16 protein-coding genes are annotated in these 16,498 nt (G+C 60.0%); 6 read left to right on the forward strand and 10 right to left on the reverse strand.

Annotated features, from left to right (window positions below):
* Nucleotides 1-12 precede the first annotated feature (12 nt).
* A complete protein-coding gene (locus AACY02_RS02445) occupies nt 13-207 on the forward strand; it encodes a hypothetical protein (protein WP_339430599.1) in 195 nt (64 codons plus the stop codon).
* Here AACY02_RS02445 and AACY02_RS02450 read toward each other — a convergent pair whose 3' ends face one another.
* On the reverse strand, nt 208-633 hold the full coding sequence (locus AACY02_RS02450) for a PA3611 family quorum-sensing-regulated virulence factor (RefSeq protein WP_221732506.1): 426 nt from the start codon (nt 631-633) through the stop codon (nt 208-210). It lies immediately after the preceding gene.
* A 189-nt stretch (nt 634-822) separates the two neighbouring features.
* On the opposite strand from AACY02_RS02450, the gene AACY02_RS02455 reads away from it, so the two are divergent.
* The 3 genes from AACY02_RS02455 to AACY02_RS02465 all read left to right on the forward strand — a co-directional run bounded on the left by AACY02_RS02455 (nt 823) and on the right by AACY02_RS02465 (nt 2,880).
* Nucleotides 823-1,569, forward strand: a complete 747-nt coding sequence (locus AACY02_RS02455; RefSeq protein WP_339430600.1) for a tRNA-uridine aminocarboxypropyltransferase — start codon at nt 823-825, stop codon at nt 1,567-1,569.
* A 223-nt stretch (nt 1,570-1,792) separates the two neighbouring features.
* Entirely contained in the window at nt 1,793-2,443 is a 651-nt protein-coding gene (gene erdR, locus AACY02_RS02460; protein WP_339430601.1) for a response regulator transcription factor ErdR, read from the forward strand.
* A gap of 74 nt (nt 2,444-2,517) precedes the next feature.
* Complete coding sequence (locus AACY02_RS02465; protein WP_236190235.1) at nt 2,518-2,880, forward strand: diacylglycerol kinase; 363 nt, start codon at nt 2,518-2,520, stop codon at nt 2,878-2,880.
* On the opposite strand, the gene AACY02_RS02470 is transcribed toward AACY02_RS02465, so the two are convergent.
* Nucleotides 2,877-3,803, reverse strand: a complete 927-nt coding sequence (locus AACY02_RS02470) for a LysR family transcriptional regulator (protein WP_221732510.1) — start codon at nt 3,801-3,803, stop codon at nt 2,877-2,879. The two genes, AACY02_RS02465 and AACY02_RS02470, sit on opposite strands and share 4 nt — an antisense overlap.
* 142 nt (nt 3,804-3,945) lie before the next feature.
* Here AACY02_RS02470 and fpr point away from each other — a divergent pair, with 142 nt between their 5' ends.
* A complete protein-coding gene (gene fpr, locus AACY02_RS02475) occupies nt 3,946-4,725 on the forward strand; it encodes a ferredoxin-NADP reductase (RefSeq protein WP_339430602.1) in 780 nt (259 codons plus the stop codon).
* A 172-nt stretch (nt 4,726-4,897) separates the two neighbouring features.
* On the opposite strand, the gene tsaA is transcribed toward fpr, so the two are convergent.
* The 6 genes from tsaA to rimO all read right to left on the reverse strand — a co-directional run bounded on the left by tsaA (nt 4,898) and on the right by rimO (nt 10,124).
* The gene (gene tsaA, locus AACY02_RS02480) at nt 4,898-5,596 is read right to left on the reverse strand and encodes a tRNA (N6-threonylcarbamoyladenosine(37)-N6)-methyltransferase TrmO (protein WP_339430603.1); all 699 of its coding nucleotides are present in this window, start codon (nt 5,594-5,596) and stop codon (nt 4,898-4,900) included.
* A 155-nt stretch (nt 5,597-5,751) separates the two neighbouring features.
* Nucleotides 5,752-6,522, reverse strand: coding sequence for an SDR family oxidoreductase (locus AACY02_RS02485; RefSeq protein ID WP_339430604.1), 771 nt, complete (start codon nt 6,520-6,522; stop codon nt 5,752-5,754).
* Nucleotides 6,523-6,652: 130 nt separating this feature from the next.
* Nucleotides 6,653-7,120 (reverse strand): YehS family protein, encoded by a 468-nt coding sequence (locus tag AACY02_RS02490; protein WP_339430605.1) that lies wholly within the window; start codon nt 7,118-7,120, stop codon nt 6,653-6,655.
* A 72-nt stretch (nt 7,121-7,192) separates the two neighbouring features.
* Nucleotides 7,193-7,903, reverse strand: coding sequence for an rRNA pseudouridine synthase (locus tag AACY02_RS02495; protein ID WP_339430606.1), 711 nt, complete (start codon nt 7,901-7,903; stop codon nt 7,193-7,195).
* 191 nt (nt 7,904-8,094) lie between these two features.
* The gene (locus AACY02_RS02500) at nt 8,095-8,568 is read right to left on the reverse strand and encodes a GNAT family N-acetyltransferase (protein ID WP_339430607.1); all 474 of its coding nucleotides are present in this window, start codon (nt 8,566-8,568) and stop codon (nt 8,095-8,097) included.
* Nucleotides 8,569-8,786: 218 nt separating this feature from the next.
* Complete coding sequence (gene rimO, locus AACY02_RS02505) at nt 8,787-10,124, reverse strand: 30S ribosomal protein S12 methylthiotransferase RimO (protein WP_075946795.1); 1,338 nt, start codon at nt 10,122-10,124, stop codon at nt 8,787-8,789.
* Between the two features lie 289 nt (nt 10,125-10,413).
* On the opposite strand from rimO, the gene AACY02_RS02510 reads away from it, so the two are divergent.
* Entirely contained in the window at nt 10,414-12,315 is a 1,902-nt protein-coding gene (locus AACY02_RS02510; protein WP_339430608.1) for a potassium transporter Kup, read from the forward strand.
* Between the two features lie 69 nt (nt 12,316-12,384).
* Here the strand turns inward: AACY02_RS02510 and AACY02_RS02515 are convergent, their stop codons facing one another.
* Together AACY02_RS02515 and mprF are read right to left on the reverse strand one after the other, a co-directional pair.
* Nucleotides 12,385-13,680 carry a virulence factor family protein gene (locus tag AACY02_RS02515; RefSeq protein ID WP_339430609.1) on the reverse strand — a complete coding sequence of 432 codons (1,296 nt, stop codon included), beginning with the start codon at nt 13,678-13,680 and terminating at the stop codon, nt 12,385-12,387.
* Complete coding sequence (gene mprF / locus AACY02_RS02520) at nt 13,680-16,325, reverse strand: bifunctional lysylphosphatidylglycerol flippase/synthetase MprF (RefSeq protein WP_339430610.1); 2,646 nt, start codon at nt 16,323-16,325, stop codon at nt 13,680-13,682. Before mprF ends, AACY02_RS02515 begins: the two co-directional genes overlap by 1 nt.
* Nucleotides 16,326-16,498 lie beyond the last annotated feature (173 nt).

Raw genomic sequence — 16,498 nt, forward strand, 5'->3', positions numbered from 1 at the left:
GAGGCGGGACATATGCCCAGAGTGATTCTGGAAATCGATACGCAGCTGTATCGGATGTTGAAAGCATCGGCCGAGACCCATCAAGTCAGTCTCGAAGATGAATGTTGCCGGCGGTTGGCGGGAGGAGAGCGCCGTTCACACTATTTACAGGCCTTGCTGGCTGAGCTACGCGCCGAGGATGAACAGCGGCGCGCCAATTCGCGATGATTACTTCTTTTTCGCCGGTGCGGCTTTCGGGCAATCCGATTCCTGGTAACTGGCGGAGCCGATCGCTTTGTTGGTTTTCACTTCGGTGAAGTCGTAACGCATGATCGCGCCCTTGGCCATCAGCTTGCGGTACGACGGGTTATTGCAAACCGAGGCGCCCAGCTGGAAATATACGGCTTTGGGATCAGCGCGCATTTTCTCGGCGTGGCTCTTTTGCACGCTCAGGTGGTTGATCAACTGCGTGCCTTCAACGGTGTAGCCCTGATCAAGAATGTCTTCATTGATGGCCCGTGGCGTACCGACGCTGCTTTGAGCGGCGACGTTGCGCAGCTCTCTGTTCAGATTCTGCTCACTCAAGGACGCCGCCTGAGCGGTGAAGGACGACGCCAGCACAATGGCAGCGGTGGGAACGATAAGGCGCAGCATGAAACTCTCCTGATTCGGTGACTGGTGGTTCGACCAGCCACGGGGCTGTGCGTTCAGTGGCGGCGAATTATAGGGGAGCCGGTCTGGACGGTACAGGCTTGTGCCCGCCGCTCTGGTAAACTGCCGGCCTTTATTGCCCTGCCGAGTGTTGTTCGTGTCGAGTTTTCCTGTCTGCCGGTCGTCCCCGCGATGAATCATGCCCCCAACGCTGTAGCCCGCCTGCGCGATGAGCGCGAGGACGCGGGCATCAAGCCGATTCAGGCGCGAGGTTTTCGCTCCGAGCGGTGCCGCGACTGCCGGGTGATCATCAGTCATTGCCTGTGCGCCTGGCGGCCAAGCGTCGAAACCCGTTCCGGTGTGTGTCTGATCATGACCGGCAAGGAAGTGTTCAAACCGAGCAACACCGGTTGGCTGATAGCTGATGTGGTCAGCGATAACCATGCGTTCATCTGGTCGCGCACCGAGCCGGACCCGCAGATGTTGGCGCTGCTCAACGATCCGCAATGGCAGCCGTATCTGGTGTTTCCCGGCGAATACGTCGAGCCATCGCGAGTGACCAATACCGTCGCGGCTGATGGCAGCAAGCGGCCGCTGTTCATTTTGCTCGACGCAACCTGGACCGAGGCGCGGAAAATCTTTCGCAAGAGTCCGTACTTCGATCGCCTGCCGATTCTCAGTCTGTTGCCCGACAAACTCTCGCGCTACCGCCTGCGCCGCTCAACCCGAAGCGAGCACCTGTGCACCGCCGAAGTGGCGGCGTTGTGCCTTGAGCTGGCCGGCGATACGGACGCCGCCTCGGCGCTGGACGCCTATTTCGATGTGTTCAGCCAGCATTACCTCGGTGCCAAACAGCAATTGGACGTGAACGAATCAACCCCGGCCCACGCCGAGCTGCAACCCTTTATACGAAAGCCGCAAGCAGCGTTGGCCCAATAGTGGCCCATACTGTACAGCGCGCTGGCCGTGCTGCTTGACCGCCCAGTCTTCGCTGGGCATGCTTGGCGCCGATTAGGGTGCGGCCAAGGTTTGAAACGCCGTGTTTGCAAGTGATTGGCGTTGAACGTGCCCCTGTGGATACCGCTACAAAGCGGCATCTTGAGTTGCTTTGGCCAGACCCGAATGCACCGGGCCGGCCATCAAAAACAGGATCATTTGAAAAATGGCCACATACGACATCCTGATTGCCGATGATCACCCCCTCTTTCGTAGCGCACTGCATCAAGCGATTACGCTGGGCCTTGGCCCGGATGTGCGCCTGGTGGAAGTGGCGAGCATCGCCGAACTGGAAACGCGTCTGACTGAAAAGTCTGACTGGGATCTGGTCCTGCTGGACCTGAACATGCCCGGCGCTTTCGGATTTTCCGGGTTGGTGATGTTGCGCGGCCAATACCCGCAGATTCCGGTGGTGATGGTTTCGGCGCAGGAAGAAGCATCTGTGATGGTTAAGTCCCGCGAGTTTGGCGCCAGTGGTTTTATTCCCAAGTCCAGTGGCCTGAGCGTGATTCAGGAGGCCGTGCGCAAAGTGCTCGATGGCGACGTGTTCTGGCCACCGCAAGCGTTCGAGGCGGTCAGCGTTTCGGCTGAGGCCAAGGCTGCCAGCGATGGCCTTGCCAGCCTGACGCCGCAGCAATTTCGCGTATTGACGATGGTCTGCGAAGGGTTGCTGAACAAGCAGATTGCCTACGAGCTGAGCGTGTCGGAAGCGACCATCAAGGCCCACGTCACGGCAATCTTTCGCAAGTTGAATGTGCGCACTCGCACGCAGGCTGCTTTGCTTCTGCAACAACTTGAGTCAATTGCGAGCCAATAATGACTGGCGTCTTCACGCTTTTTTGACTGTCGTTGATCTAGCTTTCCCACTCCTTTTTGGTTGGTTTCTACTTTATGTCACCTTTCAAGGGCCAGACTGGCCTGAAACGCATCCTCAACGCTTCCGGTTACTCGCTCGATGGCCTGCGCGCGGCCTTCACGGGCGAAGCGGCGTTCCGTCAATTGGTGCTGCTCAATGTGGTGCTGATTCCGTTGACGTTCTTCCTCAATGTCAGCCGGGTTGAGCGGGCGCTATTGATCGCTGTGTGCCTGTTGGCGCTGATCGTCGAGTTGCTGAATTCGGCAGTGGAAGCGGCCATCGACCGCATCTCGCTGGAATTGCACCCACTGTCCAAGAACGCCAAGGACATGGGCAGCGCGGCGCAATTCGTTGCGCTGAGCATGATCGCCCTGGTGTGGGCCGTGATTCTGCTTTAAGCGATGGTTGGCAAGACGATCTCGTCGCTGCGCTGCACCCCGGCGGTGAAAGCGCGGCACAGTTCGAGAAACTCGCGCATGGCCGACGTCTGGTATTTCTGTTTGTGCCAGATGAAGTAGAACTGTCGCGCCAGATCCAGATCTGGCGTTTCCACCGCCACCAGACTGCCGCGGCGGAAGGCATCGCGCAGCGCCAGTCGCGAGATGCAGCCAATCCCCAATCCTGATTCCACTGCACGTTTGATCGCTTCGGTGTGCTCCAGCTCCAGCCGGATGTTCAACGCACTGCGATGGTGACGCATGGCCTGATCGAAGGTCAGGCGCGTGCCGGAGCCTTGTTCACGCAGAATCCATGCCTCATGGGTCAACTCTTCCATGGTCGCGCTGCCGCGTTTGGCCAGCGGATGCTGCGGGGCGCAGAACACCACCAGCTCATCCTCGACCCAGCTCTGCACTTCGATGTCCGGGTGGTTGCAATCACCTTCGATTAGACCCAGATCAATTTCGTAGTGGGCCACCTGGTGCACGATATTGGCTGTGTTCTGTACATGCAGCTTTACCTGGCTTTCCGGGTGGCGCTGCATGAAGCCGCCGATCAGCAGGGTCGCCAGATAATTGCCGATGGTCAGCGTCGCGCCGACGGAGAGCGAGCCGAAACCGGATTTGCCGTTGAGCAGGTCTTCGATTTCCTTGGCCTGATCGAGCAGCGCCACTGCTTGTGGCAACAGCTGTTTGCCGAGGGCATTGAGGCTCAACCGTTTGCCGGCGCGGTCGAACAGTTGGCAGCTGGATTGGCGCTCAAGCTCGGTAATAGAGGTGCTGGCCGCCGATTGCGAGAGGTTGAGCAGACCCGCAGCACGGGAAACGCTTTCCTGCTGGGCGACGGCGACGAAGACTTGCAGTTGACGGAGAGTAAATCGCATATCGATATAACCGATAACCCTTATCTTAATAATCCAGTTAACAGATATTGTCGGCGCTATTAGAATGCGATGCAATTGCGCACCATCGGCATTTATTCAGCCCAGAGCAAGCGCAGAGCCAATATCCAGGAGTCAAACGTACATGAGCAACATGAACCACGAGCGTGTCCTCAGTGTTCATCACTGGAACGATACCCTGTTCAGCTTCAAGTGCACCCGCGATCCGGGCCTGCGCTTTGAAAACGGGCAGTTCGTGATGATCGGCCTGCAACAGCCCAACGGCCGCCCGCTTATGCGCGCTTACTCGATCGCCAGCCCGAACTGGGAAGAGCATCTGGAATTTTTCAGTATCAAGGTGCCTGACGGCCCGCTGACCTCCCAGTTGCAGCATCTGAAGGAAGGCGACGAGATCATCATCAGCAAAAAGCCTACGGGCACGCTGGTGCTGGACGATTTGAAGCCAGGCAAACACCTTTACCTGCTCAGCACCGGTACCGGTCTGGCGCCGTTCATGAGCGTGATCCAGGATCCGGAAACCTACGAGCGTTTCGAAAAAGTCATCCTGTGCCACGGCGTGCGCTACGTGAACGAAGTCGCTTACCGCGAATTCATCACCGAGCACCTGCCGCAGAACGAATTCTTCGGTGAAGCGCTGCGCGACAAGCTGATTTACTACCCGACCGTCACTCGCGAGCCGTTCGAGAACGAAGGTCGTCTGACCGACCTGATGCGCAGCGGCAAACTGTTCAGCGACATCGGCCTGCCACCGATCAACCCGCAGGACGACCGCGCCATGTTGTGCGGTAGCCCAAGCATGCTCGACGAGACCAGCGAAGTACTCAACAGCTTCGGCCTGAGCGTGTCGCCGCGTATGCGCGAGCCGGGCGACTACCTGATCGAGCGTGCGTTCGTCGAGAAGTAAGCACCGTCAAAACCCGTGGGAGCGAGCTCCTGAAGAGGGCGGAACATTCAGCCGTTGTGTTGACTGACACGCCACCTTCGCGAGCAAGCCCGTTCCCACATTGGGTTTGTGGTGTGACAGTAAAAAACCCGCGTGCCTGAGAAGGTCACGCGGGTTTTTTCGTTTTCGGGGTTTATGCTTCGGCGGGGATGACCTCGAGGACGCAAATCTGCGCAGGCGTCGGGTAATGCCAGCGCACATCCAGATCCCAGAATTGCGCGCCGTATTCGCGTTCCGGCGCCGGGGTTTGATAGGCCGGGCGCGGATCCTGGGCCAGGCATTGCTCGATCAACTCGACCAGTGGCTCGGCAAGGCGTCGCGCGTGGGCATGCGCCTGTTGCAGCGCGCTGTCCGTCCACTGCACGTCGATCAGTTGCGGCGCGGCGCTGGCGATGCTGTTGGAGGCGCTGTTGATGATGTCGGCGTAAGGCACGTAGGGTTTGATGTCGAGGATCGGCGTGCCATCAAGCAAGTCGATGCCGGAGATGAACAGGCGATGAGCTTCAACCTTGTCCAGTTTCACCACGGATTGGCCGATGCCATTCGGGCGATGGGTGGCGCGGGTGGCGAACACGCCCATCGACTTGTTGCCGCCCAGGCGAGGCGGGCGGACCTTCAGGCGCGGTTTTTCTTCCAGCGCTTGATGGAAGAGGAACAGTAACCAGATGTGGCTGACGTGCTCCAGCCCCTGCACCGCGTCACCCTGATCGAACGGCGTCACCAGTTCCAGCACACCACGGGCGGCGGGGGCCAGTTGTGGCTGACGAGGGATGGCGAACTTCTCCTTGAAGCAGGAGCGCACGAAGCCGATGGGGGAGACGCTGTAAGTCATGGTTTAGAGTCAGAAGCGGGATCGGGCGGGCATGATACCCCGGCATGCCTCAAGACGGGTGCTGGCAGGGCTGGCCTCTTCGCGAGCAAGCTCCACACAGAGAACGCATTGCAAATGTGCAAGCGAGCCTGCTCGCGAAGGCCGCGCCGCCAATATCAGAGGTTGAACCCACCATCCAGCGGAATAATATTCCCCGTCATATAAGCGCCGGCGGTGCTCGCCAGACTGATAGCCAAGGCCGCCATCTCTTCCTCACGCCCCCAGCGCTTCATCGGAATCAGCGCCGTATCCTCGGCCAACGCCTGCTGATCATTGCCAATATGCTGGGTCATCTTGCTCGGAAACCGACCTGGTGCAATCACGTTGACGTTGATGTGCTGGCTCACCAGTTCGCGCGCGAGAATTCGCGACAGTTGATGCAAAGCCGCTTTACTCGGCCCATAGGCATACGCCTGCTCACCAAAAGAAGACATTCCGGCCACTGAGCCGATATTGATGATCCGCGCCGGATTGGCCGCCGACCCCGCTTTGCGCAGCAGTGGCAGAAACTGCTGGATACAGGTGAACACCGACGTCACGTTGAGCTGCATGACTTTCTCCCAGCCCTTGACCGGGTAACTCTCCAGCGGGGCGCCCCAGGTCGTGCCGGCATTGTTCACCAGAATATCCAGATGGGTGATCTGCTCGCCCAGTCGCGCGGCCAGTTCTTGGACGCCTTGTTCAATCGCCAGATTCGCCGCCACGCCATGGCAGATGCCCAGGGCGCTGAGTTCTTCGGCGGTTTGATGACAGGCTTCTGCATCCCGGGAGCAGACGTACACATGGGCGCCGGCCTCGACAAACGCCTTGGCGATCATTTTGCCGATACCACGGGTGCCGCCGGTCACCAGAGCGGTGCGGCCTTTCAGGGAAAAGTACGGGTGCATGGCAAGTCCTGAGGGCTAGGGATGAGTACACCCTAGTCGTCAACCGCGAAAAGCGGAGCCACTATTTTTGCAAGGAATGAACGGTCATGCGCAGCGGCGGCGATTGGATATCGCCGCCGCTGAAGAGCGATCAGGTGCGAACGCGTAGGGTCAGGCCCTTGAGGAAGTTGCGCAGCAACTGGTCGCCGCACGGGCGGTAGTTGGTGTGGCCGACCTTGCGGAACAGCGCGCTCAGCTCGGGCTTGGACACCGGGAACTCGGCAGCCTTGAGGATGGCATGCATGTCGTCTTCTTTCAGTTCGAAGGCCACGCGCAGCTTTTTCAGGATGATGTTGTTGGTCACCGGCACTTCGATCGGCTGCGGCGGACGGCTTTCGTCCTTGCCACGCTTGAAGATCACCAGGCCGTCGAGGAAGTGCGCGATGACTTCGTCCGGGCAGCGCACGAAACCTTCTTCGTCTTCTTCTTTCTTGTCGAGCCAGGTGATTACGTCAGCGAGGTCCACGTCCATGCCGCCGAGTTTGATGATTTCGACGACTTTTTTGTCGCTGATGTCGAGCATGTAGCGCACGCTGCGCAAAACGTCGTTATGAATCATGTGGGTAATCCTGATAAACGTTGTGGGCATCGCGCGGGCGCAATGCCGGAATGTGTGGCGGCAATCGAAGCTTTAGAACTTCTCTTTGCCGGACAAGTAGCGCCATTGACCGACCGGAACCTTGCCAATCGAGACGCCGCCGATGCGGATGCGACGGATGCCGACAACCTTGAGGCCAACCGCTTCGCAGAACTGGGCGATGATCCCCGGCTGCGGGTTTTTCATGGCGAAGCGCAGGCGGTTTTCGTTCTGCCAACTGGCCTTGACCGGCGGCAGTTCCTTGCCCTTGTGGGTGAGGCCGTGCTGCAAGCGGTTAAGGCCGTGAGCGACCATGTCACCTTCGACTTCAACGATGTATTCCTGCTCGATCTTGGCCGAGTCGGCAGTGAGCTTGCGCAGAATCTTCCAGTCCTGGGTGAACACCAGCAGGCCGCTGGCCTTGGCTTGCAGGTCGGTGCTGGCGGTCAGGCGCAGGAAATGGCCACGCAACGGGCGTTTGCTGAAACGGTGTTCTTGGCTGAGGGTTTCAGCACTCAGTGTCTGCATCGCGCTGTCCGCATCCATGCCCGCCGGCACGTTGAGCAGGATGGTCACCGGCTCCGGTGCGGTGGCTTTGGCGTCCTTGTCGAGTTCGACCTTCTGGTCGCCGACCTTGAATTGCGGCTCGTCGATCACTTCGCCGTCCACGGTGACCCAGCCGCCCTCAATGAACAGCTCGGCCTCGCGGCGGGAGCAACCCACCAGTTCGATGAGGCGTTTGGAGAGGCGAATCGGGTCAGTCATGACAGGGCCGTAACAAAAAAGGGGTGGGCATTGTACCTGTGTGGCGCCGGTTAAGCCCGGTTCCATTTACAGGCGGTTAATTGAGGGTGGGAGCGGGCTTGCTCATGAGTGCGCAGTATCTGTTGACGCCAAGGCTGCTGATCCACCGCTTTGGCGAGCAAGCCCGTTCCCACAGGTTGTTCTGTGTTGCATCAGCCGTGTTGCGAGCGCTGCGGGTTCTGCCGCAAGCGCATATGCAGCAAAGGATACGGCTGGCCCATGCCATCGACTTGCGAGCGGCCGATGACTTCAAAACCTTGCTTGAAGTAAAATCCCAGCGCCTGTGGGTTCTGTTCGTTAACGTCGAGTTCGTCGGCGTTCAAATGCTGCATGGCGTAATTCAGCAGTTTTTTGCCCAGACCCTGGCCGCGATGGTCGGGATCAATGAACAGCATTTCGATCTTGCCTGCCGCAACACCGGCGAAACCGGTGATGCGTTGCTCGCGATCCTTGGTGCAGATCAGCATCACCGCGTCGAGGTAGCGAGTCAGCACCAGATTGCGCAACAGTTCGATGTAGCTGTCCGGCAGAAAATCATGGGTCGCGCGGACCGAGGCCTCCCAGACCCGGGTCAGTTCCTGATAGTCGCTGAGTTTCGGTGTGTGGATGACCGAATGGTGACGCATGCCCGGTAGCCTCTTGTCAGGTGTGATGGGAGTCCTTCCCCCCACAAACGATAGACCTAAAAAAGCCCCGCATCTCGTAAAAAGAGCGGGGCTTTTCAATACGACACTATTGCCCTGTGGGAGCGGGCTTGTTCGCAAAAGCGGTGTATCCGTCACCGGATTTGTCGACTGATACGACGTACTCGCGAGCAAGCCCGCCCACAGGTACTGCGTGGTGCTTAGATCTGTTCAGCCCACAGATCGTATTCGTCAGCGTCAGTCACTTTGCACCAGACCTTGTCGCCCGGCTTGAGGTTGCTGCCGTTGTCGATGAACACGTTGCCGTCGATTTCCGGGGCGTCAAAGAAGCAGCGGCCGACGGCGCCTTGTTCGTCGACTTCGTCCACCAGCACTTCGATTTCACGGCCGATGCGCATTTGCAGGCGCGCCGAGCTGATCGCTTGCTGATGCGCCATGAAGCGCTCCCAACGATCTTGCTTGACGTCGTCAGGCACCACGTCCAGATCCAGATCGTTGGCCGGAGCGCCGTCAACCGGCGAGTACTGGAAGCAGCCGACGCGGTCGAGCTGCGCTTCGGTCAGCCAGTTCAGCAGGTACTGGAAGTCTTCTTCGGTTTCGCCCGGGAAGCCGACGATGAAGGTCGAACGGATGATCAGGTCCGGGCAGATTTCGCGCCAGTTCTTGATGCGTGCCAGGGTCTTGTCTTCGAAGGCCGGGCGTTTCATCGACTTCAGCACTTTCGGGCTGGCGTGCTGGAACGGGATGTCGAGGTACGGCAGGATCTTGCCGGCGGCCATCAACGGGATCAGCTCGTCAACGTGCGGGTATGGGTAAACGTAGTGCAGACGCACCCAGACCCCGAGGGTGCTCAGGGCCTCGCAGAGCTCGGTCATGCGGGTTTTTACCGGCGCGCCGTTCCAGAACCCGGTGCGGTATTTCACGTCGACGCCGTAGGCGCTGGTGTCTTGCGAGATCACCAGCAGCTCTTTGACGCCGGATTTGACCAGGCGCTGAGCCTCGTCCAGCACATCACCGACCGGACGGCTGACCAGTTTGCCGCGCATCGACGGGATGATGCAGAAGCTGCAACTGTGGTTGCAGCCTTCGGAAATTTTCAGATAGGCGTAGTGGCGCGGCGTCAGCTTGATGCCTTGCGGCGGCACCAGGTCGATCAGCGGGTTGTGATCCTGACGCGGCGGCACGACTTCGTGCACGGCATTGACCACTTGCTCGTACTGCTGCGGGCCGGTCACGGCCAGCACGCTTGGGTGTACGTCGCGGATGTTGCCTTCTTCCACGCCCATGCAGCCGGTGACGATGACCTTGCCGTTTTCCTTGATCGCCTCGCCGATCACTTCCAAAGACTCAGCCTTGGCCGAATCGATGAAACCGCAGGTGTTGACGACCACGACGTCGGCGTCCTGATAGGTGGACACTACGTCATAGCCTTCCATACGCAGCTGGGTCAGGATGCGCTCGGAGTCGACCAGTGCTTTCGGGCAACCCAGAGATACAAAGCCAACCTTTGGATTGGCCGGCGCAGGAGTGGTGGACATGTCTAACCTCGGTATTTTGTGACATCGATTGCCTGACGCAGGAATCGAGAGACGGGCGCTTGAATGGCGCCTCTGATCAAAAAGTGCGCAATTCTAGCGGCGTGCAACGCACTTGACCAGCTTTATGCCGGGAAATACGACGAGTGCTGCGCTATGCTTCGCGCCGTTGGGCCTTGCCAAATTTTTACAGTCAACAAATCATCTGTAACAGCAAGTAAAACAGCGCATGCTGCACCACACAACATAGTGTTTCATTCGAAGTAGCCGGTCTGGGAATCAGGAGTGTTGGATGGGGCAGGCAAGTAGTCAGGCGGCGGGCGCCGAGCATTCGACGGCAAAGCCGATCGGCATGCTGGTCGCGGCGGTCGGGGTGGTTTACGGCGACATCGGCACGAGCCCGTTGTACACCCTCAAAGAAGTGTTTTCCGGCGGTTACGGTGTGCCCGTCAATCACGACGGGGTGTTGGGCATTTTGTCGTTGATTTTCTGGTCGCTGATCTGGGTCGTGTCGATCAAATACATGATGTTCGTGCTGCGCGCCGACAACCAGGGGGAGGGCGGGATCATGGCGCTCACCGCACTGGCACGGCGAGCGGCGGGCGAGCGCAAGAAATTGCGTTCATTGCTGGTGGTTTGCGGGCTGATCGGTGCGGCGCTGTTTTACGGCGACAGCATGATCACGCCGGCGATTTCCGTGCTGTCGGCCATTGAAGGCGTCGGTCTGGCGTTTGAAGGCATCGACCATTGGGTGGTGCCGTTGTCGCTGGTGGTGCTGGTCGGGTTGTTCCTGATTCAGCGTCACGGCACGGCGCGGATCGGTATTCTCTTCGGGCCGATCATGGTCACCTGGTTTCTGGTGCTCGGCGCCCTTGGCGTGTACGGCATCAGCCACACGCCGGAGGTGCTGTATGCGCTGAATCCAGTGTGGGCGGTACGGTTTTTCATGGTGCATGCGGGCATGGGCGTGGCAATCCTCGGCGCGGTGGTGCTGGCGCTGACCGGTGCCGAAGCACTTTACGCCGACATGGGCCACTTTGGCCGCAAGCCGATTGCCCGTGCCTGGTTCCTGCTGGTGCTGCCGGCGTTGGTGCTCAACTACTTCGGTCAAGGCGCCTTGATGCTGGAAAACCCGGAAGCGGCGCGTAACCCGTTCTACCTGCTGGCACCAAGCTGGGCACTGATTCCGCTGGTGGGGCTGGCAACGCTGGCGACCGTGATCGCCTCGCAAGCGGTGATTTCCGGTGCATTCTCCCTGACCCGTCAGGCGATCCAGCTCGGTTACATCCCACGCATGTACATCCAGCACACCTCCAGCGACGAGCAGGGCCAGATTTACATCGGTGCCGTGAACTGGTCGCTGATGGTTGGCGTGGTCTTGCTGGTGCTGGGCTTTGAATCCTCCGGCGCACTGGCCTCGGCTTACGGTGTGGCGGTGACCGGCACCATGCTGATGACCACGATTCTGGTGTCGGCCGTCATGTTGCTGCTGTGGAAATGGCCACCGATCCTCGCGGTGCCGGTGCTGATCGGTTTCCTGCTGGTGGACGGCCTGTACTTTGCCGCCAACGTGCCGAAGATCGTGCAGGGCGGTGCGTTTCCGGTGATTGCCGGTATCGCCTTGTTCGTGTTGATGACCACCTGGAAGCGCGGTAAGCAGTTGCTGGTCGAGCGTCTCGACGAAGGCGCCTTGCCGCTGCCCATCTTCATCAGCAGCATTCGTGTGCAACCGCCGCATCGCGTCCAGGGCACCGCCGTGTTCCTCACCGCGCGCCCCGACGCCGTGCCTCACGCGCTGTTACACAACCTGCTGCACAACCAGGTGCTGCACGAGCAAGTGGTGTTGTTGACCGTGGTCTACGAAGACATCCCGCGGGTGCCGCCGCAACGGCGATTCGAAGTGGATGCCTACGGAGAAGGCTTCTTCCGGGTGATCCTGCACTTTGGCTTCACTGACGAGCCGGACGTGCCGCAAGCGCTGAAGTTGTGTCATCTGGACGAGTTGGATTTCAGCCCGATGCGCACCACTTACTTCCTCAGCCGTGAAACGGTGATTGCCTCGAAACTTGAGGGGATGGCGCGTTGGCGTGAAGCGCTGTTCGCGTTCATGTTGAAGAACGCCAACGGGAACTTGAGGTTCTTCAATTTGCCGCTGAACAGGGTGATTGAGTTGGGGACGCAGGTAGAGATGTAAGCCCACTGGAATGTAAAAAGCCCCCGCAACTGCAAAGTTACGGGGGCTTTTTGTTGGGTGCGCTTCAGATCACTCTTCAGCCACCTTGCCCGCAGCCTGACGCTTCTCGATCAAGTCCACCAAGCGCTTGGCCAGTGCCGGATAGTTCTCATCGAAGTGATGACCACCCGGCAGTTTCACTGCTTCGCCGACGGCTGTCTTGTCGGTGCAGCCGCTTTCATCGGCCTCTTCTTCACCGTAGATGCACACAACCTTGGCCGCTGGCAGCTTGGCCATTTCCGGGCCGGTGGCGGCTTCTTTGCCGGCGTTGCCGAGCCAGCCTTCGACTTCGATCTCGAAGCTGCCGGTGCGGGCGAAGGCCAGCAGGATGATGGCGTCGACGCGTTGCTGCTCGGTTTCAGGCAGGCGGTTGTAGATCGCCGGCAAGACATCGGCACCGAACGAGTAACCGGTGAGGATGAAGCGCTTGGTGCCCCATTTCTGCCGGTAGTGCTGCATCAGTTCGGTCAGGTCCAGCGCGCTTTGCTCCGGACTCTTGTGCTGCCAGTAGTAGCGCAGGGTGTCGATGCCGACCACCGGGTAGCCGATCTTGGCCATTTCGCCCGCTACGTCCCGGTCGAGGTCGCGCCAGCCGCCGTCACCCGACAGGAACAGGGTGACGGTGTCTTTGGCCTGGCCGGCCGGGACTTCAACCACCGGGATCGCCAGACCACCGTTGGCCTTGTCGCCGCCGACGAGGATTTTGCGCAGTTCGTTGTTCAGCACTTGCGGCAGGTTGATGTCGTAGTCGCTGATACTGGTTTCGGCGTTCGGTTGATCGCGCACGAAACCGGCGCTGGTGTCGTCCGGGTTGTCGTTCCATGCCACCAGCCAGTGGCCGTGGGCAGCGGATTTAGGCAGCAAGTGGGTGCAGCCGGGTTTTTCCAGCGCCAGGCCAACCGATACGGCTTGGGCCTTGTCGTCCTTCTGCTCGGACAACCAGCGCCACGCCAGCACCGCACCAGGGCCGATGCCGCTGACCAGGGTGGCCGGGCCGTCCAGTTCGCGCAGACCCGTCTGCAGGGCGCGGCTTTGCAGCAGGCAGTCCTGGGGCAGAACCACCTGAACGATCTGCGCCGAAGCGCTGCGGCTCAGGGTGGTCAGTTGCTTTTCACTGAGTTTCTGGTCGTCATTGACGGCCACCAGCACCTGAGCCTTGGGCTTGGTGCCGGGAATCACACGGGTCATGGCCGGGCCATCGACGGGCGTGAGTTGTTCGAGGGTCGGTTCCGGTGCCGGACGTTTGAGGTACCAGTAACCGCCGCCGGCAATCACGGCCAGCACAATCAGTGCGGCCAGGATGTACTTCAGGGAGCGTTGAATCATCAGCGTTTCACCAATCCAGTCAAGCCGCCCGCGATCAGGGCGGCAGTATCAGCCAGCGCCACCAGCGGATCCAGTCCGGCGGGCACGGCCATATAACGGGGTTCCCAGTCAGGCTGGAACTTGTCTTTGAAGCGGCGCAAGCCTTGGAAGTTGTACAGCTGCTCACCACGGCGGAAAACCATCGAGCCCAGACGCTGGGTCAGCGGTGCACCCCGTCGAGGTTGCAACCCCGACAACGGCACCATGCCCAGGCTGAAGCGCGCGTATCCGTGACTCTTATAATGTTGAATCAGGCCGACCATCATGAATTCCATGGTCAGCTTGGGAGCCTCCGGGTGCGCGCGCATCAGGTCGAGACTGGCCAAGTCATGGCTGTAGGTCTCGAGCAGGTTGGCGAACGCCACCGGACGACCTTCGAAGCGAATCACCGCAATGCGGAAATGCTTCAGGTAATCGTCGCTGAAACGGCCGAGGGAGAAACCTTTCTCGCGTACATTCTTGCCGGTCAGCCAGGCATCGGAAATAACCTTGAGCTCATCCATCGGCGCTTGCCCCGGCTCGTGGATTTCCAGCGACAGACCGTCGCGGGTGCCACGGTTCCAGGTGTAGCGCAGATCCTTCATCTCTTTGCCCTTGGCTTCCAGGTCAAAGCGATGCAGGTCGACCCGGGCTTCTTCGCCAAGCTTGATCGCGGTCAGGCCGATGTCCATGTAGTACGGCAGGTTTTCCGCGCGTACTTGATAGAACACGGGGCGAGCGTGATGGATGTCGCACAGGTCGCGGAACTGCCAGATCATCTCGGCGCGTTGCTGGCCGGGGCCGATAGGGTCGTACAACGCCACGAGGCTGCGGCCACGGCGGGCATACATCAGGAACGCTTCGTCGTTGGGGTGGAACAGCAACGCCTTGTCACCGGTCAGCGCGAGGCCGCCATCGGGTTGCGAGGACGCCATCAGAATCTTCGCCGCGCGATCGATTTCGTCCGGCGTCGGCAAATGAATCACCGGGCGCGCGGTGCGCAGCAGCCAGGTCAGTGCGATCACCAGCAACAGCACCGCCGCGCCGAGCAGCGAGCGCAGGCCGCGTGGTGCGTCGGCGTCGAGGGTGAACTGCCACCATAGTTGATGGCTGTACGGTACGTCTTGATAAGCGAACAACAGCAGCCAGGTCGAGGCGCCCAGCACGCAGAGGCTGGCCACCAGATACAGCGGCGAGAACGGCAGTTCGGTCAGGCGGCTTGGGCGATAGAACGAGCGACGGAACACACCCAGCAACGCGGCAGTGAGTGTCATCAGCGTGGCTTCTTCCCAGTCGAAGCCTTTGAGCAGCGAGAGCAGGGCACCGACAAGCAACAGAATGGTGGTCAGCATCCACGCGGCCGACAGGCGACGGCGCAGGCCCTGAGCCAGCATCAGACAGAGCACACCGATCAGGCTGGCGCCGAAGTGCGAAGCGTCGACCAAACGATGAGGGATCAGGAAACCGATGTGCTCCAGGCGCGTGTCGATCTCGGGTGTGGCACCGGAGAACAGCAGCACCACGCCGGACAGAAACACCAGCACCGCCAGAATCGGCGCCGCCAGACCGGACGCCGCGCGCATGGTCTGGGTCTGGGTCTGGAACAGGCGCTGGCCTTCATTGATCAACAGCAATACGCAGGCGACCAGCAGCGGCAGCACCACGTAGATCAGGCGATAGAGTAGCAACGCAGCGGCCAGTGGTGCGGCACCGAATTTGTCGGCAAACGCGGCCAGCAGGATCGCTTCGAATACGCCGACACCGCCTGGCACATGGCTGAGTACGCCAGCGGCCAGCGCCAGCAGGTACACCAGCAGGAACGCGCCAAACGGTGGGCTTTCGGGCAGTAACAGATACAGGACAGTCGCAGCAGCGGCGACGTCGAGAGCGGTGATGAGCAGTTGCAGGAAAGTCAGGCGTCGACCCGGCAGGCGCAAGGTGCGACGGCCGGCCTTGACCAGCAGGTTGTCACGATACGGTTGTTCCGGCAGGCGACGACGATAGATGCCGATCATCAGGATTGCGCCGAGCAGCAGCACAGTCGCAGCGATCGTACCCAGCAGTCCCTCGGACAAGCCCAGTGCCTGAGAGGCGGCGGGCAGATCGCTCAGGGTCGCCAGAGCCGCCAGCGGGGGCAGGGCGCAGCCGAGCGACAGGCTGGCGAACAAGGTCATGTGCGCGACTTCCGACGCCCCCAGGCCCAGTCGTGCATATAAACGATAGCGAACCGAACCGCCGGACAGCATCGACAGGCCGATGGCATTGCCAATCGCAAACGCGGTGAAACCGCCGAGCGCCAGTGTGCGCGGTGGCAATGTCACGCCGGCATAGCGACTGGCCGACCATTCGTAACCCAGCAGAATAATAAAGCCGACCACGGTCGCCCCGAATGCACCGAGCAAGGCGGGTGTGGGCACGGCAAGAATCGAGTCATGCAAGGCATCGAGATCGAGCTCGGCGAGCAAATGACGACAGGCAATCAGCGCAATGGTAAACAACAGCAACGTGACCGCCAGGCCAATCGGTTGCCGGTATTTGCTTAACCGATCCAGCAAGCGCAAACGCTCGGGTTTGATCGGGTGTTCCGCTGTGACGGTGTCTTGTGGATCAGACGAGTTGGCGCGCATCAATCACCTCTTGGATTGTGCGCGACAGGATGGAGGTATCCAGCCAAGTTACCAATCCCTGTAGAAAAAAATAATCACAAAATACTACGCCTCTCACCGGGTATCGACGAGGGCAGTCATGGATGGCAGACGTCTTGTTTGCGACACAAGCATAGTCGCAACTCGGTGGGCCT

Source organism: Pseudomonas sp. EA_65y_Pfl2_P78, from assembly GCF_963970495.1.
Taxonomy (GTDB): Bacteria; Pseudomonadota; Gammaproteobacteria; order Pseudomonadales; family Pseudomonadaceae; genus Aquipseudomonas; species Aquipseudomonas baetica_A.